Source organism: Paenibacillus ihuae, assembly GCF_001368795.1.
GTDB classification, from domain to species: Bacteria; Bacillota; Bacilli; order Paenibacillales; family Paenibacillaceae; genus Paenibacillus_AQ; species Paenibacillus_AQ ihuae.
On the sequence record NZ_LN831198.1, the window covers coordinates 1,647,747 to 1,668,350 of the forward strand.

The following is a 20,604-nucleotide window of genomic DNA, read 5'->3' on the forward strand; positions in this document are numbered from 1 at the left end:
CATGCGGGAGGCCGCTGAAGGCCTCCCGCACTTGTTTCTCCGGCTTGTTCAGCAGAACTGCCGGTGTCACGATCACCAGAACAAGCAGGACGAGCAGGGCAATGCTAAGCGGCCATCGCTTGCCTGTCCAAATCCGCCGCAATTTACCGCTTCCGGCTTCAGTTTGCACCGACATAGGCGGCAAGCAGCTTGGCCGTATTCAGGACGGACTGCTTATGCGTGCGCTCCATGGAGTGGGAGGCATGCACCCCCGGACCGATCAGTGCAGCACGGATGTTGTTGCCGCCGCGCAGTGCAGCGGAGGCATCTGAGCCGTACTGCGGATAGATGTCAACCGCAAAAGGAATCGCCAGGCTGTTCGCCAAATCGATCAAACGGCTGGTCATAGCATAGTCATAAGGGCCGGAGGAATCCTTGGCGCAGATGGAAACATCCGTTTCCTTGCAGCTCAGGTCATCGCCCATGGCGCCCATGTCTACCGCTATGAATTCGCTGATTTCTCCTGGAATCCAGGCCGTACCGTGGCCGACCTCTTCGAAGTTGGAGATCAGAAGGGACAGGTTGTGAAGCGGCTTCCAGCCTTCACGCTTGATGCTTTCCAGCAGGCCGAGCAGGGCGGCTACACTGGCTTTGTCATCCAGATGGCGTGACTTGATATAGCCGCTAGGAGTAATAACCGCGCGGGCGTCAAAGGAGATGAAATCACCGACCGCAATACCGAGCTTCAACACATCATCTTTGGTAGAGACAAGCTCGTCGATCCGGATTTCCATATTCTCCTCAGCGCGTTTGAAGTCACGCGCATCAGCATAGACATGCACCGAGGGATGGCTGGTTAGAATGGTGCCGGTATAAGTCAGACCGCTGCGGGTATGAATGACGCAGTATTCATTTTCGATGCTGTTCATTGTAAACCCGCCGACAGAGGTCAGGCGCAGCGTACCGTTTGGCTTAATGGAGCGGACCATCGCACCCAGCGTGTCCACATGCGCGCTAATGCCGATGGTGCGGGAAGGATCAAGCCCGGGTACGCTCAGAATGATGCCGCCTTTCTCGTTCCAGCTGAGCGGAACGTTCAGCGCAGCCGCTTCCTCGGCTACGAGCCGCATAGCCTCAGCGGTGAAGCCGCTGGGGCTGGGGGTATCGAGCAGTTTTTTGAGAATGGATAGAATATAGTCTTCATTCGGCTGAATTGTAAGCAAGATTAAGCCCTCCAGTTCATGATTTAGAATAGGTGGTAAATAACTTAGCGCTCCATGCTCGGCTCTTCAGCCAGGCTGTCATACTGGGCTTGAGGAGATGAGGGATCGAACGCGTTTCCCGCATCCCGCAGCTTGGACAGCTCCGCGTTTAGTACCTTAATCTGCTTCTGCAGCTTGTACTGGCGGAAAATACCGTAGGAACCGACGATGACCCCGCCGATAACCGCGCAGCCCAGAATAACAAGAATAAGCGGGAGCTCGATCTGATCGAAGCCGAAATTCACCTGGACCGGATCCACGTTGATCACTGCGAATACAGCTGTGAGCAACGCAAAGATTAAACCTAAAATTAGCGACCATTGCAGTTTCATATGATTTCCTCCTACTTTGACAGTGTAACAGTACAAATCCCCTGCCCGCGAGGGGCAAGGGATTACCTCAATCCTAAGCTGTATAGTTTATTTGGTCAACTGTTCCATCTGCTCAATAACGCTCTCGAAGACACTCATTGCTTCGCGGATCGGCTCCGGAGAAGACATGTCTACACCGGCTTTGGCCAGGATATTGATCGAATAATCACTGCCGCCGCTCTTCAGGAAGCCGAGGTAGCGGTCCACCGCCGGTTTGCCTTCCTCCAGGATCTGTTTGGAGAAGCTGGTTGCCGCGGAGAAGCCGGTAGCATACTTGTAAACATAGAAGCTGTTGTAGAAATGCGGGATCCGCGCCCATTCCATTTCAATATCCTTATCAACCACCATGTCCTTCCCGTAGTACTTCACATTAAGGTCATAGTAGATGGCCGACAGATCCTGCGGGGTAAGCGACTCGCCGTCTTCAGCACGCTGGTGGATCATCTTTTCGAACTCGGCGAACATGGTCTGACGGAATACCGTTGTACGGAACTGGTCAGCGTAGTAGGTCAACAGATACATTTTCTCCTTCGGATCGGTTGACTTCTTTAGCAGATAGTCCATCAGCAGCGCTTCATTCGTTGTAGAGGCTACTTCGGCGAGGAAAATCGTGTACTGTGCATCACGGTATTTCAGCGCGTTATCCGAATAGTAGGAATGCAGGGCGTGACCCATTTCATGCGCCAATGTAAACATGCTGTTCAGGTTGTCGTTATGGTTCAGCAGCACATACGGGTGGGTGCCGTAGGCTCCCCAGCTGTAAGCCCCGGTGCGTTTGTTCTCATTCTCGTAGACATCGATCCAGCCCTTGTCGTAGCCTTCCTGGAGCACACTGAGGTAGTCTTCTCCGAGCGGCTTAAGACCTTCTCTGGTAATCTTTTTTGCTTCTTCAAAAGTAATATCCAGCTTATATTCATCTACCAGCGGAGCGAACAGGTCATACATATGTAGTTCATCAACGCCAAGCAGCTTCTGACGGAGCTTCATGTAACGGTGCATCAGCGGCAGACTCTCGTGAATGGTGTCGATCAGGTTAGTGTAGACTTCCTTGGGAATATTATCGCCGTAGAGCGACATTTCCAGCACGGACGGATACTTACGGACCCGTGAATAGAAAACATTCTTGTTGACATTTGCGCTAAGTGTGGCGGCGATAGTGTTCTTTTGCTTGCCATAAGTCTCATAAACGGCTTTAAAAGCGTTCTTGCGCACTTCGCGGTCCGGACTCTCAAGGAACTGAATATAACTCCCGTGAGTCAACTCCACTTCCTTGCCTTCCTCATTTTTGATCTTGGGGAATTTGAGATCGGCGTTGTTCAGCATGCCAAAAATATTCTGCGGTGCCTGGGAGATGTTTCCCACCTGAGCGAGCAGGGCTTCCTCCGCTTTGGAGAGGACATGCGCCTTTTCACGCTTCATTTCTGTCAAGGTAAAGGTATAAGCGGAAAGGGCAGGGTCAGCGATGAACTGATCCAGCTTCTCCACAGGCAAAGCCAGAATTTCAGGGGTTACAAAAGAAAGAGCTTCACCAGCTTCGACACTCAGCTTTTTCGCTTTTTGCGTAAGCGCCTGGTAGGTCGGTGCGGCGGTGTCCTCATCCTGACGCATATGTGCGTAAACATAAAGGCGTTCTGTCAGCAGCGACAATTGGTCATCCAGCTCAAAGCAAGCTTTAAGCTCTTCCGGCGTATCCAGTTTGCCCTGGAATGCGGCGGCTTTTTTGATCAGCTCTTTGACTTCGCTGTATTCAGAATCCCATTCTGTCTGCGATGCATACATATCTTCAAGCTTCCAGCGGTTTTCGGCGGGCACTTCACTTCTCTTCAATAACTGTTCCATAGAAATCCTCCTTATATGATGAGATGTAGCAGGCATATTATTCTGTACTGCAGCGCTTGTTAAATTGCCCGGAAGCAGACACAGCGCTAGTAGAAGCGAGAGAGATTTGACGGTAAAGGACATGACCTGTGCCTCCTGGATCGTAAAGTCGGCTTAGTATGCCCTGCCAAATTCTGATGTATGAGCTTCTTAGAGAGTTATGCCAGCAAGCTATAAATAATGAAGATAAAAGCCAGAGCAATCAGAATTACAGCGGTTAACGCCATGCCGCGCTTAAGGCGCGGCGGCACTTTTTCCTTGCCCATAATGAGCACGGCACCAAGACAGAGGACTACTATAACGAATATGACCAGATTCTCGTTATCCATGCCCCTCTATACCTGCTTGAAAGCTGCGATGATATTCTTGTATTCTTCTTCGTTATCTTTATAGGATTCTTTGTTAAAGCGGTTATTGACCCATTGCATCATGGCCGGCCGGCTCATAAAAGTATGCGTTTCTTCTCCCCATTGATCGGAAATTTCCCGGAGGATAATGTAGCGTCCCTGAACCTCAACAGTCATCATATTCCATTTGTCTGTTTTGTATATTTCATGTTTTTTGATCATTGTCATTACCACCCTGGCGATTTTTGGCTTTTGGGTCAATGATAACGCACCGGGTAAGAGAAAAGCAAATTAAATCATTAATAAAGGGAAATGATGGATTGCTTTGCAGGAATAGCTGGAGTATAATGTAAGCATACGCCATATATGGCGGTATTTTTTAGGAGGTTGTTCATTTGAAAGGTACAGTAAAATGGTTTAACGCAGAAAAAGGTTATGGTTTCCTTCAAGTAGAAGGCGGCGAAGATGTATTCGTTCACTTCTCAGCTATTCAGGGTGACGGATTCAAGACATTGGATGAAGGCCAAGCGGTTGAATTCGATATCACTGACGGTAACCGCGGTCCACAAGCAGCTAACGTAGTTAAATTATAAGAAACGGCTTGACAGATCATCTGTCGGCTGCAATATATATTTGATTTATGGCAGGCACTTGCAAGAGTGGTAACCAGCAACATATACAGCACACAGTTCTTTCGGGAACTGTGTTTTTTTATGCTTAATAAGACCTGCGCCGTCCCGTAAGGGTAGTGCAGGTCTTATTAAGCTAGCTAAGAGTTAAAGGGAAGTCTTCTCTGCAGGAGCCGCCTTCTGAAGTGCCTTTTTCTTAAAATAACGGCTTGAAGATCCGCCGATATCCATCAGATGCTTAACGAGAAAACCGATGAATGCGAGTACCGAAAAGCCCATGGCGACCAGATAAAAGACGCTCCGCCCGGAATCCTCATAGATAAGCCCTCCGAAGGTACCGCTCAGCAGCCCTGACACACTGGACCAGACTACCGTGAAAATCGCCAGTCCGGTCGCGCGGAGATGGTCGGGAATAATACGTGTAATATACCTGACAGCTGTTACATAAAAAATGCCGAACGATATGCTGTGCATGGCCTGGATAGCAATAATGGCACCGGGCACATCCGCAAGCGACATGAACAGAAAGCGCAGACCATACATCAGGCTGGCAAAAGCGAGCAGAGGAAGCTCCTTGAACCGTTCCCCGTATTTACTAAGCAGAAAGAAAATTGGAATCTCGCTTAGCGCAGAAGCAAGCAGCGCCCAGCCGATGACCTCATCACCTGCATTCATGCTCTTCAGACTAAGCGTAAGAAAGGCTTCATTCATCCGGTGGCCGAGTGCCAGTACAAAGACGCAGCTAAAGAACCACAGCACTTCTTTTTGCAGTAAAATTTCTTTAAGCCCGCCGCCCTTTGCGCTTATTTTGGCAGAACCCTTACTGTTGTCCGGTCCCCCTTCGGTCCGCTTCACATCCTTCAGTCCAAGGGTGATGAAAAGTGCAGCTACTACTATTACAATACACACACCGATACTGTAAGAAGAGCCGAGTGCTCTCAGTACATATCCGATCGTAAGCGCAAAAAAGGAATATCCCAGCGAGCCAAACACACGAATCGCAATGAAGTTCCGCCCATGACGCTGTGCAATTTTGATCGCCATCGTGTCTGCGAGAGGAAAAACAGGGTAATAGAAGAAGTAGAAAAGGGTTAAAATAAGCATGACCATCCCAAAGTCCGTGGCTTTGGCCAGCATTATAGCGGTAACAAGCTGACCTGCAAGCAGGATGGCCATAATCTTTTTGATGGTTCCCAGCCGGTCGCTCATCATGCTCCAGAACAGATTGGACAGGATTGAGATCAGGGGTCCAAGGGAATACAACAGGCCTACCTGAGGGCTGCTAAAGCCGAGATGGGTATAAAATAACGGGAAATAAGAAACTACCAGCACACTGGTGCCATATAGCGTAAACATAAAGGAACGCAGCCAGTTTTGATCACTATACTGCCCGCCGGTCCGTCCGGATTCCATGAAATTGCACTCCTTAAGGTTCAAATACGAGTAGTATAGCATAAAGGAAAGTCGCGATGTTTGTTAAAAGCTTGTTAAAATTGAGCTATTTCTGAATCTTTCAACGTTTTGCGAAAGTGATTTTGTTGTTTGTACAAATGCGCTCTGCATATTATAATAATGATGATTTGGATAAGGAGACAACAATGTGGAGGCACTGTCATTGAATGAATTTGAGCAAGGCCGTTACCTAAGCCCCAGAAGCCCGATAGGGCTCATGAGCAGGGTCTATAAGTACGTGCTGCCGGAAGTGCGGGAATGTCTTCACTTTTGGCGCCAAGATGCGGAAGGGATTCCCGATCCCGAACTCCGGAAACAAGCGCTTGCCAGCATTGAAACCAAGCAGTTTCATTGTGAAGGTGGCGGTATTTATGCTGCCGGCAATTTGTCGATGAGACATATACTGATTCCGCTTATTGTCGCCTATCAAACGATCAGTGATTATCTGGACAATCTGTGTGACCGCAGTACCTCACTGGATCCGGCCGATTTCAGGCTGCTGCATCAATCCATGCTGGACGCCATTAATCCTAAGGCTGAACCCGTCAATTATTATGCATTGCGCAGTGAGCAGAATGACGGCGGATATCTTCACAGGCTTGTCCGCAAATGCCAGGAGATGACTGCGTGTTTACCAGGCTATGCTGCGGCAGCTGCGGAGATTCATGATCTTGCTGTACTGTATACGGATCTGCAGGTGTACAAGCACATCCGCCCCGAACTCAGGGAAGCTGCCCTGAAGGAATGGTGGGCGGTGGAAGGAAAGCGTGCTCCGCATCTTCACTGGAATGAATTTGCTGCGGCAACCGGTTCTACACTAGGAGTGTTCATGCTTTTCCTGGCCTCTTGCGACCCCCGGCTAAGCACATCGAAAGCGGCTTCGATTCGTGCAGCGTACTTTCCGCATCTTTGCGGATTGCACATCATGCTCGATTATCTGATTGATCAGGACGAAGACCGGGCCGGCGGAGACCTCAATTTCTGCAATTATTATGACAATACTGATACCATGCTGAATCGGATCGCTTCCATCGTGGAGTGGGCCCGCAAGGATGTCCAGAACTTACCTGAGACCTCAATGCATCGTATGGTCATCGAGGGGCTTCTGGCACTTTATTTATCCGATCCAAAAGTCAGCGAACAGCGGGAGGTTCGTTCGGTATCCAAGCGTTTAATGAGAAGAAGTCCGTTGACCAGACTGTTCTTCTTCGTTAACAGCCGCTGGATACGCAAACACATGTATTAAATGCTGTGAAGCGGTTATTCCATTTCCGGAACCCTAAGCTTCACACAATTTTAAGGAGGAACTAACAGGATGGCAAATGTAAAAAGAATCGCAGTATTAACCAGCGGAGGAGACTCCCAGGGCATGAACGCGGCCGTTCGCGCAGTTGTGCGCAGTGCAATCTATTACGGTATTGAAGTATTCGGTATTCAACGCGGCTACCAAGGCCTCTTGAACCGTGATATTTTCCCGATGGATCTGCGCAGCGTTGGCGATATTATCCAGCGTGGAGGAACCATTCTGCAGTCTGCAAGATGTCTCGAATTCGTGAAACCTGAAGGACAGCAGAAAGGCGCGGATATCCTGAATGAAATGGGAATTGACGGCCTGGTAGTTATCGGCGGGGACGGCTCTTACAAGGGCGCTAATAAACTCAGTAAGCTCGGTATCAACACGATGGCTTTGCCGGGAACGATTGATAATGATATTTCTTTCACAGATTACACTATCGGCTTTGATACAGCAGTAGGCGTGGTTGTAGATGCAATCAATAAGCTCCGTGACACGATGTCTTCCCACGAACGATCTTCCATTGTCGAAGTAATGGGACGCCACTGCGGAGATATCGCGCTGCACGCAGGACTGGCTTCCGGAGCGGAAACGATTCTGGTGCCGGAAATGCCTTACGATCTTAACGAAGTGGCAGACCGGATGAAAGACAATTTTGCCAGAGGCAAGCGTCACAGTATCGTAATTGTTGCTGAAGGCGTAGGCAAAGGTGAAGATGTAGCGCAAGCCCTCAAAGACCGTCACTCGACACTCGATGCCCGGGTAACCGTTCTGGGTCACATCCAGCGCGGAGGTACGCCAACTCCAGGGGATCGTAACCTGGCCAGCCGTTTAGGCGACTTCGCGGTACGCAAACTGATTGAAGGCGAATCCGATAAAGCTTGCGGAATCATTAAAGGCGAATTAACGCTTACTGATATCGATAAGGTTGTTAACACGAAGAAGGGCTTCGATACTGAATTGTACGAGCTGGCTTCCCGCCTATCCCAATAGAATTCATTCTGAAACGCAACCGCCTAGAAATAGGCGGTTTTTTACATTTGACAACATACCCCCACCGGTATATTATAAACCCCATAGGGTATATAACTAGGAGGGTAAATATGAACAGGAAAATTGTCATTATAGGTGGAGTAGCGGGAGGCGCTTCTGCTGCTGCGAGATTGCGCAGACTGAACGAGCAGGATGAGATTGTGATGTTTGAGCGTGGTGAGCATGTATCTTTCGCCAATTGCGGCCTGCCCTATTATATTGGTGAATCCATTAATTCCCGCGAGAAATTGTTTCTTCAGACGCCTGAGGGAATTAGAGCACGGTTTAACATCGATGTGAGAGTATTTCATGAAGTGACAGAGATTGTCCGTGACCAGAAGCTTGTCCGGTTCCGGAATGTGCTTACAGGCGAAGCAGGGGAAATCTTGTATGACATACTGATCCTATCTCCGGGTGCCAGACCGGTAGTCCCGCCGATTCCAGGAATTGCCGAAGCCGGGAATTTGTTCACCTTAAGAAATATCCCGGATACTGACCGGATTAAAGCCTATGTTGACGATAAGCAGCCCAAGCACGCGACAGTTATCGGCGGCGGCTTTATCGGGCTGGAAATGGCGGAGAATCTGCGGGAGAGGGGGCTTGAGGTGACTCTGATTGACCGGGGTAGTCAGCTCCTGAACCCGCTGGATCCGGAAATGGCCCGGCTTATTGAGGATCACTTTAAGCTGAATGGGGTAGAGCTCAGATTGAGTGAAGGTGTTGAAGCCTTTGAGCAAGAGGGCCAATACTTGCGTTTATCCTCAGGCGGCGGGCTCCGAACTGATATGATTATCCTGGCAATCGGAGTAGCCCCGGAGAACGGATTGGCCCGGGATTGCGGCCTCGATCTTGGATTCGCCGGAGCCATTAAGGTAAATGCATCCCTGCAGACGAGTGATCCTCATATTTATGCTGTTGGTGATGCTATCGAGGTGAAGGACCGTAACCATGGTTTTGCTACAATGGTCTCACTGGCCTGGGGAGCAAACCGCCAAGGCCGGCTGGCAGCGGATCATATTAATGGAAGGGCAATCTCCTATGACGGGGCGTTAGGGAGCGCGATTATCAAAACATTTGCACTTACTGCTGCAGTTACAGGCAATAATGAAAAGACGCTCAAATCGCTTGGCGTTCCGTATGAGGCGGTTCATATTCACCCGAATGCACATGCCGGTTATTACCCGGGAGCCACTCCAATTGCTATGAAGCTGCTGTTTAATCCGCATACAGGAGCAATCTATGGTGCTCAAGCTGTGGGAGCAGCCGGTGTAGACAAGCGGATTGATGTCATAGCGACCGCCATTCGCGGGAATCTGCTGGTGAACGAGCTGGCAGATATAGAATTGGCATATGCTCCGCCATATTCTTCCGCTAAGGACCCCGTCAATATGGCCGGATATGTGGCTTCGAATGTGCTGGATGGACTGGTCTCTCTTATGCAATGGCACGAGGTGGATGAGTTCAATGCCGGAGGCGGAGTCCTGATTGATGTCAGAGACGCTGTAGAGCTGCTTGCCGGAGCTATCCCTGGTTCCATTAATATTCCGCTTTCGGAGCTCCGGGAACGGCTGGACGAGATTCCCCGGGACCGTGAACTGGCTGTCTCCTGCCAGGTAGGCTTGAGAGGTTATATTGCTGCAAGAATGCTAACCCAGCATGGCTATAAGGTGAAGAATGTGGATGGGGGCTACAAAACGTATTCTGTAATGGCAGCAGACAGCACTGGGGCTAATTCTGAGCCAACAGCACCGGCGGTAACCGCAGAAGCAGCAGATACAGAAGCAACGGCCACTCTTACAGCTGTAGGTGGCAATGAGAATAATAGTGCAGGGAGTCAGCTTTTTCTGGATGCCTGCGGTTTGCAGTGCCCCGGCCCTATACGCAAAGTCTATGAGACTGTGAATTCCATGCAGGAGGGACAGCAGTTGGAGATAGAAGCGACGGATTTCGGGTTTGCCGCGGATATTAAACAGTGGTGTATTTCAACGGACAATACCCTGGAATCAGTCGATGTCTCCGCAGGTAAGGTAAAGGCGCTGCTCCGCAAAGGTTTAGGCCAACAAACAGGCGACAAACCTTTCGCTCCGGCATCCGCTGACAAGGATGGTACGACGATGATTGTGTTTAGCGGTGATCTGGACAAAACGATTGCCTCTTTTATTATTGCCTCCGGTGCAGCCGCTATGGGCAAGCAGGTCACGATGTTCTTTACTTTCTGGGGGCTAAATGTTTTGCGAAAGGGAGAGGCTTCGGGGGTGAAGAAGAAGGGACTTGACAAGATGTTTGGAATGATGATGCCGCAAGGCACCCGTAAGCTGCCTTTATCCAGAATGAATATGGGTGGTTTAGGAGCCAGATTGATCCGTCATACAATGGGGCGCAAAAATGTGGATTCACTAGAGGTGCTAATGCATGAGGCGTTGAAAGCCGGCGTAAAGCTGATTGCTTGTACAATGAGTATGGACATCATGGGAATCAAACAGGAAGAGCTGATCGCAGGCGTCGATTATGGCGGAGTGGCAAGTTATCTTGGAGCCGCCGAAGATTCCGGGGTTAATTTGTTTATCTAAGCCGCTGATTCACAAACGAACCCGCTTTCCACAGGACTAAGTGTGAAGAGCGGGTTCATTTTTTTATAGATAAGAATGACAGCATATGATGTGAATTATCTGGCTATTGAATCAACGGACTGAACAGTAAAGCTCCGCTGAACCTTAACCAGCCGGGAGAGAAGCAGGATCGCTCCGATGGCCAGACCTGTAATCAGTCCGACCCAGTAACCGTAAGCCCCCATATCCGTATAGGTAGCCAGCAGATAACCGGTAGGGAGTCCAATAACCCAGTATGCCGCGAAGCAGATGATAAACGCCGGATTGACATCCTTATAGCCTCTGAGCACCCCTTGGGTAGGCGTAGCAATAGCATCTGATATTTGGAAAAAGATTGCATAGATCAGGAAATGTTGAATGAGTGTGATCACCTCAGGTTCATCCGAGTACAATCCGGCAACAGAATTGCCGGCGAACAGCAGGACCAGAGCTGTCAAGAGCGAAAGCGCCGCCGCGGAGCCGATGCCCATGATGCTGTACTGGCGGGCATCCTTTAATCTGCCTGATCCGCTCTCAAACCCGACGAGAATCGTTAGGCTCATGCAAATACTAAGCGGAATCATGTAGAGAGTTGACGCAAAGTTGATTGCCGCCTGATGGGCTGCGATCGTCACCGTATCGAAGCGGCTCATCAGCAGCGTCACTGCTGAGAATACAGCCGTCTCAAAGAAGATGGAAAAGCCGATCGGTACGCCGATCTTAAGCAGTTCTTTAAAGCTGTTTAGCGATACGGAGTAAAACTTGCGGAACAGCTGCAGGCTGTTGAATGGTTCAAACCGGTAAATGAAATACAGGGCAATCATAAAAATCACCCAGTAGGTAATCGCAGAGGCGACCCCTGCGCCTACACCGCCGAGCCGCGGAAAGCCGAACTTCCCGAAGATCAGTAAATAGTTCAGACCTACATTGACCGGCAGGGCGATTAAGGTAATCAGCATGGAGATGCGGGTCTGGCCTAGGGCATCGATACAGCTGCGCAGCACCGTATAGCCGAACAGCGGAATAATACCGAACGAAATCGCACAAAGGAACCGGAAAGCAATGTCTCGCACCTGTGGCTCCAAATCCATGAAATTCAGCACCGGAGACAGAATCAGGCTGCCAATGGCCAGCACCAGAACAGAAATGAACAGGGAAAGCCACATGCCCTGGGTAACCTGGTAGGCTACATCCTTATTTTTTTTGCTGCCGAGCAGATGGGAGAGGATTGGGGTAATCCCCATCAGAATGCCGCTAAGACCGGTTTGAATCGGAATCCATAGGCTGGTGCCAATCGCAACACCGGCCAGATCATTTGTACCGAATTTACCGGACATGTTGGTGTCAAAGAAAGTAATGGCAGATAAAGCAATTTGTGTGATAAGAATCGGAAACAGGATATGTAGAAACTGCCCTGCTTTTTGCTTGAGCGAATGGGTTTGTTTCATTGATTAGTGCCTCGTTATCTATAGTTTGAAATGATCTATATCCCCAGTAAAAGACCCGGCAGACGCCGGGTCTTTTATCAATAAATTGAATTGTTAAGTGGTTATAATGATTGCTGAATAATGGCTGAATGCTTTATTGTTCGTAATCTACACCTGAGGTATAACGGTTGTTGGCATTCCAGAGCAGGTATTCATCCACGTTCTCATCCTTAAGTGCACGAATCTGGTCTTCAACCTGTTGTTTGCCGTATTTCACATAATGACCGCTTCCCAGCCAGCTGGCGGTAAAATCCTGAATCCAAGGCCGGATAACCGGTTTGTAGCTGCCTAGCGGGTCGAGCTTCTTATGCGTATCCACCATGGAGCCCTTGATTGTGGCGTACGGATCTTTATCCGGATCTTTTACATCAAACCAGCCGGTGGAATAGTGGCTTGGATACACCATCGGGCTGATCACATCCACATTCTTGGAGATCTTCACGAAATCCTGGCCAATTCCTTCCGCAGCGGGTACAGACGCCGCATAACCGAAAATATCAACGGATACTCTGACTCCAAGCGGAGCAAGCTCTGCTTTGGCATATTTAACGAAATCAGCAATAATCTCGACGCGAGGTCTATTACTCTTCGTGTATTTCAGAGTATCCGCTCGTTTTTCGAAGCCCTCAGGGAAGCGTACATAGTCAAATTGTATTTCTTTAAAGCCGAGTTTGACCGCTTCCTTAGCGATGTCCACGTTGTATTTCCATACCGCTTCATTATACGGATTCACGAAACTGTCTCCGCCTTTGTTCTTCCAGACACTACCGTCAGTATTTATAAATGATAATTCCGGGTTTTTCTTAGCCAGTACAGAATCTTTGAACACAACGATCCGCGCTATCGGATATACTTCATGTTTTTTCAAACGTGTCATAAGCTTGTTGATGTCTCCGATGAAGTTCTGGGGTTTGCCCATTTGCTGAAGCTCGGCGTTATCCGTTTTATATGTGATATATCCGGCATCGTCCTTAATGTCGATGACCATGGAATTCAGCTCAGTGTTGTCAAGCAGGGCCAGCAGCTGTTCCATACGGGAGCCTCCGGCGCTGTAAGCTGTTACATAGATACCTTTAACTTTTGGGGCGTCCGGCTGAGGGTCAGCTTGAATTGCGCTGTCCGCAGCTCCCGGTGTAGCGCTTGGAGTAGGAGCAGGTGATGAAGTGCCGCCAGTGGTGTTCTGTGAAGGTGATCCGGTGTGCTCCGCGGTAATGGGTGGATTGACAGCGGACTGCAGGGCGGCTGCCACATCGGTGTCGTGCCCGTTATGCTGGACGCCAACACTCCCCAGAGCCATCATGAGTAATGCCCAGGTGATGTTCATTTTGTTTTTCTCTCCCTTTATGTACATTCCTTTAAAGTATAATGGAACGGCTGCTTTCAAAAAGAACAGACTTGTAACAATCCCTGTAATTTTTGGCTTCAGTAAAATTTACCGTTCCCTGTGTTTTTAAACGGGATGCACAGATTCTAAACCCTCATATGAAAAAGTAAATGCCGCTCAGAGCGGCACGGGGCCGGACTCAAAGCGGCAACTATAAAGACTTGCCATCAAGCGGTTTTGCTTATTGAAGATACGCAGGATTCTGATGCTCGCAAATGCTGTAATGGATGATATCCATGGCATCCGCCGGTTCCAGAATACTTAGACCGTCGCGCAGCACGATTACGGAATTCAGTTCGTTCTGCTTGAGAAAGGGCATCATGTCAGGATACCACCTCATGACGATTGCTGACAGTTTTACCGTTTCCATTTCCACAAAAATCACCCTTTCCTTTTTCGAATGGTACTGAACTTTAAATTCAGGGTACATCCGTAAAGCGAAGTGCCTGGAAAAAAGAGGGTAAAGCACAATCTTCATGAAATTGTTAGGTCCTGCGTGAGTCTAATATATCACAATTTTAAAGTATGCGCATTTCTTTCAATTTGATCTTTTACGGAATGAACCCATGACACCTACCGTTTCCACGATATTCACGAAGGCCTGGGGATCGCTGGTTTTAATGATACGTCTGAGCTCTGCGAGTTCGTAACGTGTTGTCACTGTCATTAGCATATCCCGTTCAACATGAGAATAAGCACCTTCTGTTTTGATCTTGGTCACGCCGCGCTGCAGCGGGAGAAGCTGCTGAAGAAGCTCATCGGTCCGTGTTGTTACAATATATACAGTGACCTTGATATGGCTGACATGGATCAGGTCTACAACTTTGCCGCTGACATAGATAGAAACCATGGAAGCAAGCGCCAGGTTCCAGTTGTTGTCAAAATAAGCTGCGGCCAAAATAACGAGACCATTCAATCCAACCAGTACGCTCCCGATTGGAAAGTCGCGATAACGGGTAATGATCGAACCGAGGATATCAAATCCGCCGGAGGAACCGCCCATACGGAAGGAGATACCCGCACCAACGCCTACAAGCACCCCCCCGAAAACGGAAGCCAGCAGCATATCCGAAGCTACAGTCACAGTCGGAATCAGCGCCATCAGCCAGGTAGTAGTAACTACGGACAGAATGCTCAGGATAATGAATCTGCGTCCCAACTGAAACCAGCCGGCAACGAGCAGCGGCACATTGAAGAGCAGATACATCAGACTGATGTTAAACGGTGTGAAATATCCCACTAACATAGCCAGTCCGGAAACCCCGCCGCTGAGCAGCCGGTGGGGCACCAAAAACAGATTAAAGCCGCATGCAATCATCGCAGAACCGAAGATGACGGCAAGGTAATTCCCGATTTGTCTTAGTCTTAACAAGCATGTTCACCTCTGACTTCTAATGTAAGTAATGAAAGAAAGGAATACACTGGTATTCCTAATTGGGTTTGTGATATAATGTATAGGATATTCTTGAGTAGAACGTTACAATGGTATTTTTGCATTGCTTCGGATGTGAAGCTACAATTGTTCAGGCCTTTAGAGACCTGATCTTAGGACATCTTTTCGTCCCAATACGTGTAAACCATGCAGAAATTACGGCATGATTGGACAGCCTATAAATGTGTTTACCGCTACTTAAGAATACAGACAAGCATGTGGAATGTCCACTGTATAGAAGGAGCATGAATAATTTGAAAACATTCGCAGAATTCGGCTTGGAGCCAAAAGTGCTACAAGCAATCACAGAGCTAGGATTTGAGGAAGCAACACCGATTCAGGAGCAGGCGATTCCCATCGCACTGACAGGAGCAGACATGATCGGTCAGGCCCAGACGGGTACTGGTAAAACAGCTGCTTTTGGTATTCCCCTTATTTCCAAAATCGCCCGTGAAGATGAAAAGATCCTGGCGCTTATTATGACACCTACCCGTGAGCTGGCCATTCAGGTTGCAGAAGAAATCGGCAAACTGACCCGCTTCAAAGGACTTCGTTCGCTGGCAATTTACGGCGGACAGGATATCGGCCGTCAAATCCGCGGACTGAAGAAAAAACCGCAAATTATTATTGGTACGCCAGGCCGTCTGCTTGACCACATCAACCGTAAGACCATCCGTCTGGATGATGTTCAGACCATCGTACTGGATGAAGCTGATGAAATGCTGGATATGGGCTTCATGGAAGATATCCAATCCATCCTCAAGCTTGTTCCGGAAGAACGTCAAACCATGCTGTTCTCAGCTACAATGCCTCCCAACATTCAACGCCTTGCCCAGCAGTTCCTGAAGAACCCGCAGCATGTTTCCGTAATTCCTAAGCAGATCAGTGCACCGCTGATCGATCAGGCTTACATTGAAGTGCCTGAACGCCAGAAATTTGAAGCACTAAGCCGTCTGATTGATATGGAATCCCCTGATCTGGCAATCGTCTTCGGCCGTACCAAGCGCCGGGTTGACGAACTGGCTGAAGGTTTGCAGAAACGCGGTTACTCCGCTGACGGTTTGCATGGTGACTTGTCCCAGAACCAGCGTGATGCGGTAATGCGCAAGTTCCGTGATGGCAGCATCGACGTTCTGGTAGCTACTGACGTAGCAGCACGTGGACTCGACGTATCCGGCGTAACGCATGTTATCAACTTTGACCTTCCGCAGGATCCGGAAAGCTATGTACACCGTATCGGCCGTACCGGCCGCGCGGGTAAAGAAGGTACAGCATGGTCCTTCGTGACACCACGCGAAATGGATCACCTGCATCTGATTGAGCGTGTTACTCGTCACCGGATCACCCGTAAACCGCTGCCGACAATGGCTGAAGCCATTGAAGGTAAACAACGCATTACAGCAGAACGCCTGCTTGCAATGGTTGAAGCTGGAGAACTTAACGAATATAAAGGCATCGCCATTCAGCTCCTGGAACAATATGATTCTGTACAATTGCTCTCTGCAGCAATGAAGCTGCTTACCGGCGACAGTAAGGATGCACAGGTCGAATTGACTCCGGAAGATCCGATCCGTGCTAAACGCCGCGGCGGCAAGAACGATATCCGCAGCGGACGCAAACCTAGCGGCGGCTATGGCGGCAACCGTACCGGCTCCGGAACCGGCAGCAGCGGCGGATACCGCGGCAACCGTGACGGCGGCAGCAGCTATGGCGGCGGTTATAAAGGTAACCGTGACAGCAACAGCAGCAGCACCGGCAGCAGCACCCGCGGTGGATACAGCAGCGGCTACGGCGGCAATAGCAGCACCGGCGGCTACAAGGGCAACCGTGATGATGCAGGTCGCAGCGCAGACCGCAAGCCACAGTCACGTCCAAGCAGCACAAGTGCACGTCCAGCTAAACGCGAAGATTACGATATCTAAGCAGTAGGCTTTGGCAATACAGAAGAAGACGAGAGACCGTTTAGCGGTTCTCGTCTTCTTTTTTGTGCGGATATGAAGAGAAGTGTAAGAAACTCCAGTTGTTAGACTACAAAAGTACGGGTGATGATGACGAGCAGAATAAATAAAACGAGAATAGTGCCAGTAGAAGTCCAGAGGCCGTAGCCGGCAGGTGAGGACATGAGGTCAACCTCCTTAGAATAGGGTGGATTTAAGGTTACGATCCTAATATATGGACGAATCGGACGGGATGCTTAGACTCTAACCCAGATTCCTGGGATTGGGCGCTGGAAAAGTTCCGGGCAAAAAGGTATAGTTAAGATACGCAGTATGCGCGAGACAGACAGGAGGAAGGGAATTGGAGTTTAAGGGAGCTATGGGCGGTTTATACCGCCTCACGGAATGGATTTCACGGATCGCTTTCAGTAATATTTTATGGGCGTTATGTTCGATTCCATTTCTGTTTATGGCAGTTATGAAAATGATTATGCTAGGTTCGGGTGCAGGTGGGCCGAATGAACAGATTACACTGAACTGGACGCTGGGTATTCTGGCCCCGTTCACTGTGTTTCCTGCTACGGCAGCCCTGTTCACAGTTGTGCGCAAGTGGGTTATGGGTAATACGGATGTCAGCACGTTCCGCACTTTTTTTCAGGGGTACAAAGAGAATTATTTCAAGAGCATGCTTGGGGGACTCATCTATACCGTGCTGTTTGTTGTGATGTACGTCGATGTGACCGTATACATGACGCAAATGGCCAACTTCAAGATCGTAGGGATCCTGATGTTGGTGCTGATGATTATTTTGTTCGTCTCCATGTTTAATTTCTTCTCTATTGTTGTTCATTATCAAATGACCTTCAAAGAAGTAGTGACTAACTCTGTACTGTTGACGATCGCCCGGCCGATCCGAGTGTTCTCTACGCTAATCGGTGCAGCAGTGCTTGTTTATATAGGTCTGCGGTACCCGGTATTATACGCGATATGTATTCCTACATTAATCGCTATGTTCGCCTTCTTCAACTTCTACGCCACGTATAACAAACTGCAGCTGCAGGTGGAGAAGAAGAAGCAGGAGGAGCTGGAGGCTCAAGAGGCTGCGGAAAGAGAAGCAGCGGAACGGCTCATGAACGACGATGATGAAGATGACGATGAGGATATGGACGATGTTAATGACGCTGATAAAGAGCCAAAGCGGATTTAACATGTTCTAAACATTCATCGGCAAAAGAGACGAGAATATTATTCCAGTGTTAATTAAAGCGCATACAGGTTTACTTTTTCGTCAAAACGCAATATAATAGATATAAATCCTGCGATGTACGTTACGGTTGCTCGTTGTTTTGAACCAATGATAATGTCTTGGGAGACTTATTACGAAGCGCGGCTGAACAGCCCTGTCTATACGACTTGGGGAATTCAAAAACGACTTCTGCGGTCACCCACCTGCTATAGCAGGTTCAGAAGACACTGTAGCCGGACGGCATAAGCGGGTTTTCTACTGATTTTGACAAGGTGCCCTGTATCCCGCTTATCCGCGGGGACGGGGTACCTTTTTGTTTGAGGTTTTTGCTTCTTTGAGAGGGTATGTGTGCTGCTCTTACTACATAGAAGGTCAGGAAAGTGAGCTATGCTCTTTTGTTCCTGTGATAAGAATGTTACACTGATAATAATGAACTTGGGATTTGAAGAGGGGGAAAAATTTTGTCGCTCAAAAGAACCTTGGTCGGTTTATTTCGCAGTCATGACGGAACAAGCGACCGTGCAAAAGACCCGGCCTTAAAGACACGTTATTACAATCTTTCTAAAGACAAGGCGTGGGATGAAGTATCGTCAACGCTGAAGAAGGTTCCTGGTTTCAAGGTACTTCATGAAGTGCAGTCTGTAGGGGAGATTACCCTGGAGAAAAGAACGGCATTCGGCCGTACACTGGATATTACCGTATCGGTCCTGAACACCTCGCCGGTGCGTTGTGGTGTGGATATGTACTCTGCCTCCAGAGGATCGCTTGGTGATCTGGGTGCCAATTACCGTGTCATTCAGCGTCTCTTCGAGTCGCTTGATAAGAAGCTGGGCAAATACAAGACCGAATAAGTTCAGACCGGTCTTCGTTGTTCAGGATTGTATGCGGTTTCGGAAAATGCTGAGACTGTACAAAAAACAATAATAAATAAGGTTGCCTATAGCAAAAAGCGGGAGAAGGATGACCTTCTGCCGCTTTTTTTATAGATAACAGTATGGTTATGTGTCAAAATGATCGCTGAGGTGATTACAGTAATTCCTTCACGGCAGCGATGGCAGCTTCATAATTAGGATGCTCGGCCATCTCACTCAGGTACTCCACGTAAGTTAATTTGTCGTTTTTGTCCACGACGAAGATGGAGCGCATATCCAGGCGGAATTCCTTGATCAGCACACCGTAAGCTTGTCCGAATGCAGCTTCTTTGTGATCCGAGAGGGTAATAACCCGGTCAATGCCGGCAGCGCCGCACCAGCGGGCTTGGGCGAACGGCAGGTCTGTGCTGATGGTGAGGATGACCACATCGTCACCGAGCTCTGCGGCTTCGCTGTTGAAGCGGCGGGTCTGGGCATCGCATACGCCTGTATCCAGGGAAGGTACAACGCTAATCAGCTTAATTTTGCCGGCGTAATCACTGAGGGAGCTATCCTCCAGCAGGTTCTTGCTTACCACGAAATCCGGTGCGGCATCTCCGGCCTGCAGCTTAGGGCCTACGAGAGTGATCGGGTTGCCTTTGAATGTAGCTACGCCTGTTCTTTCTTGCGTCATGTCCTTGTTTCCTCCTTGAATTGCATTATTGGATTGTTACTGCCAGAATAAATTATAATCTTTTTAGAAGGTTAAAGTCCAACCGGACAACATACATAAAGGATGGGTGCTATGATATTTATACGTTATGAGAATTGGAAAAGCTATCTGCGGTATTATCCAGTAACGGTTATTCTGTTGTTGGCAAATGTACTGATGTTCGTCATAGTGTCACTGAACGGCGGTTCAACCAACCTGGATACACTAGTGAAGTATGGGGCTGTTGTGGACAACGGTCCGGAGAAGGAAGAGCTGTGGCGATATTTTGCTGCGATCTTTTTGCATAACGGCTTTGCCCATTTGTTCTTTAACAGCTTCTCACTGCTGGTGTTTGCGCCTCCGCTGGAGCGCCTGCTGGGCTGGTGGCGGTATGCAATCCTCTATGTGATCGGCGGTTTTCTGGCTAATATTCTTTCGGTTGCTCTCGGCGGCACGCCTGAACCGTACACGGCCACAGTTTCTGTCGGCGCTTCAGGGGCGATTTATGCTGTCTATGGTGCGTTTTTATATATTGCCGCGATTCAGCGGGGAATGATGGATGAAGGCTCGCGTAAAACGCTGTACGGGCTGTTAGTCGTGGGGATTATTATGTCATTTGCTACGCCAAATATTAATTGGATCGCCCATTTGGGCGGATTGGTGGCCGGATTTTTCCTGTATGGTCTGATTATCCGTATTTTCAAAAGACGAAGAAGATAGGAG

The 20,604-nt window shown here is 49.0% G+C and carries 20 protein-coding genes and 1 other RNA gene; 9 read left to right on the forward strand and 12 right to left on the reverse strand.

All coding sequences use genetic code 11. The features are described from left to right. Positions 1-158 precede the first annotated feature (158 nt). The 5 genes from AQR02_RS07290 to AQR02_RS07310 all read right to left on the reverse strand — a co-directional run bounded on the left by AQR02_RS07290 (position 159) and on the right by AQR02_RS07310 (position 4,059). Positions 159-1,202: a M42 family metallopeptidase gene (locus tag AQR02_RS07290; RefSeq protein ID WP_054940013.1), complete on the reverse strand. Its 1,044-nt coding sequence runs from the start codon at positions 1,200-1,202 to the stop codon at positions 159-161. A gap of 44 nt (positions 1,203-1,246) precedes the next feature. Next, complete coding sequence (locus AQR02_RS07295) at positions 1,247-1,573, reverse strand: LapA family protein (RefSeq protein ID WP_054940014.1); 327 nt, start codon at positions 1,571-1,573, stop codon at positions 1,247-1,249. 87 nt (positions 1,574-1,660) lie between these two features. Further along, on the reverse strand, positions 1,661-3,451 hold the full coding sequence (gene pepF, locus AQR02_RS07300) for an oligoendopeptidase F (protein ID WP_054940015.1): 1,791 nt from the start codon (positions 3,449-3,451) through the stop codon (positions 1,661-1,663). Between the two features lie 197 nt (positions 3,452-3,648). Next, positions 3,649-3,819 (reverse strand): hypothetical protein, encoded by a 171-nt coding sequence (locus AQR02_RS32785; protein ID WP_054940016.1) that lies wholly within the window; start codon positions 3,817-3,819, stop codon positions 3,649-3,651. 6 nt (positions 3,820-3,825) lie between these two features. Beyond that, positions 3,826-4,059 (reverse strand): hypothetical protein, encoded by a 234-nt coding sequence (locus AQR02_RS07310; protein ID WP_036702226.1) that lies wholly within the window; start codon positions 4,057-4,059, stop codon positions 3,826-3,828. Positions 4,060-4,232: 173 nt separating this feature from the next. Between AQR02_RS07310 and AQR02_RS07315 the strand changes: the two genes are divergently transcribed. Further along, positions 4,233-4,430 carry a cold shock domain-containing protein gene (locus tag AQR02_RS07315; RefSeq protein WP_019911834.1) on the forward strand — a complete coding sequence of 66 codons (198 nt, stop codon included), beginning with the start codon at positions 4,233-4,235 and terminating at the stop codon, positions 4,428-4,430. 183 nt (positions 4,431-4,613) lie between these two features. Here the strand turns inward: AQR02_RS07315 and AQR02_RS07320 are convergent, their stop codons facing one another. Beyond that, positions 4,614-5,879 carry an MFS transporter gene (locus tag AQR02_RS07320; RefSeq protein WP_054940017.1) on the reverse strand — a complete coding sequence of 422 codons (1,266 nt, stop codon included), beginning with the start codon at positions 5,877-5,879 and terminating at the stop codon, positions 4,614-4,616. A gap of 202 nt (positions 5,880-6,081) precedes the next feature. Between AQR02_RS07320 and AQR02_RS07325 the strand changes: the two genes are divergently transcribed. The 3 genes from AQR02_RS07325 to AQR02_RS07335 all read left to right on the forward strand — a co-directional run bounded on the left by AQR02_RS07325 (position 6,082) and on the right by AQR02_RS07335 (position 10,814). Then, positions 6,082-7,164: a tetraprenyl-beta-curcumene synthase family protein gene (locus AQR02_RS07325; protein ID WP_054942022.1), complete on the forward strand. Its 1,083-nt coding sequence runs from the start codon at positions 6,082-6,084 to the stop codon at positions 7,162-7,164. 69 nt (positions 7,165-7,233) lie between these two features. Beyond that, positions 7,234-8,205 carry a 6-phosphofructokinase gene (gene pfkA / locus AQR02_RS07330; RefSeq protein ID WP_054940018.1) on the forward strand — a complete coding sequence of 324 codons (972 nt, stop codon included), beginning with the start codon at positions 7,234-7,236 and terminating at the stop codon, positions 8,203-8,205. A 110-nt stretch (positions 8,206-8,315) separates the two neighbouring features. Next, on the forward strand, positions 8,316-10,814 hold the full coding sequence (locus AQR02_RS07335) for a CoA-disulfide reductase (protein WP_054940019.1): 2,499 nt from the start codon (positions 8,316-8,318) through the stop codon (positions 10,812-10,814). Positions 10,815-10,909: 95 nt separating this feature from the next. Here AQR02_RS07335 and AQR02_RS07340 read toward each other — a convergent pair whose 3' ends face one another. The 4 genes from AQR02_RS07340 to AQR02_RS07355 form a co-directional block, all read right to left on the reverse strand. Continuing rightward, a complete protein-coding gene (locus AQR02_RS07340) occupies positions 10,910-12,280 on the reverse strand; it encodes an MATE family efflux transporter (RefSeq protein ID WP_054940020.1) in 1,371 nt (456 codons plus the stop codon). Positions 12,281-12,413: 133 nt separating this feature from the next. Further along, positions 12,414-13,643: a putative glycoside hydrolase gene (locus tag AQR02_RS07345; protein WP_054940021.1), complete on the reverse strand. Its 1,230-nt coding sequence runs from the start codon at positions 13,641-13,643 to the stop codon at positions 12,414-12,416. 241 nt (positions 13,644-13,884) lie between these two features. Beyond that, positions 13,885-14,073 (reverse strand): hypothetical protein, encoded by a 189-nt coding sequence (locus AQR02_RS07350; RefSeq protein WP_187388763.1) that lies wholly within the window; start codon positions 14,071-14,073, stop codon positions 13,885-13,887. A gap of 168 nt (positions 14,074-14,241) precedes the next feature. Then, entirely contained in the window at positions 14,242-15,075 is an 834-nt protein-coding gene (locus AQR02_RS07355) for a YitT family protein (protein ID WP_108721982.1), read from the reverse strand. 314 nt (positions 15,076-15,389) lie between these two features. Here AQR02_RS07355 and cshA point away from each other — a divergent pair, with 314 nt between their 5' ends. Next, the gene (gene cshA, locus AQR02_RS07360) at positions 15,390-17,057 is read left to right on the forward strand and encodes a degradosome RNA helicase CshA (RefSeq protein ID WP_054940022.1); all 1,668 of its coding nucleotides are present in this window, start codon (positions 15,390-15,392) and stop codon (positions 17,055-17,057) included. 101 nt (positions 17,058-17,158) lie between these two features. On the opposite strand, the gene AQR02_RS07365 is transcribed toward cshA, so the two are convergent. Beyond that, positions 17,159-17,257 carry a hypothetical protein gene (locus AQR02_RS07365; RefSeq protein ID WP_054940023.1) on the reverse strand — a complete coding sequence of 33 codons (99 nt, stop codon included), beginning with the start codon at positions 17,255-17,257 and terminating at the stop codon, positions 17,159-17,161. 176 nt (positions 17,258-17,433) lie between these two features. On the opposite strand from AQR02_RS07365, the gene AQR02_RS07370 reads away from it, so the two are divergent. The 3 genes from AQR02_RS07370 (at position 17,434) to AQR02_RS07375 (ending at position 19,169) form a co-directional block, all read left to right on the forward strand. After that, positions 17,434-18,279: a YesL family protein gene (locus tag AQR02_RS07370; RefSeq protein ID WP_054940024.1), complete on the forward strand. Its 846-nt coding sequence runs from the start codon at positions 17,434-17,436 to the stop codon at positions 18,277-18,279. 103 nt (positions 18,280-18,382) lie between these two features. Further along, a non-coding RNA gene (ssrS, locus tag AQR02_RS31115) (6S RNA) lies at positions 18,383-18,575 on the forward strand. 204 nt (positions 18,576-18,779) lie between these two features. Continuing rightward, positions 18,780-19,169 carry a DUF1499 domain-containing protein gene (locus tag AQR02_RS07375; protein ID WP_054940025.1) on the forward strand — a complete coding sequence of 130 codons (390 nt, stop codon included), beginning with the start codon at positions 18,780-18,782 and terminating at the stop codon, positions 19,167-19,169. 175 nt (positions 19,170-19,344) lie between these two features. On the opposite strand, the gene tpx is transcribed toward AQR02_RS07375, so the two are convergent. Then, positions 19,345-19,863: a thiol peroxidase gene (gene tpx / locus AQR02_RS07380; protein WP_054940026.1), complete on the reverse strand. Its 519-nt coding sequence runs from the start codon at positions 19,861-19,863 to the stop codon at positions 19,345-19,347. Between the two features lie 111 nt (positions 19,864-19,974). Here tpx and AQR02_RS07385 point away from each other — a divergent pair, with 111 nt between their 5' ends. Continuing rightward, complete coding sequence (locus tag AQR02_RS07385) at positions 19,975-20,601, forward strand: rhomboid family intramembrane serine protease (protein WP_054940027.1); 627 nt, start codon at positions 19,975-19,977, stop codon at positions 20,599-20,601. Positions 20,602-20,604: the final 3 nt, after the last annotated feature.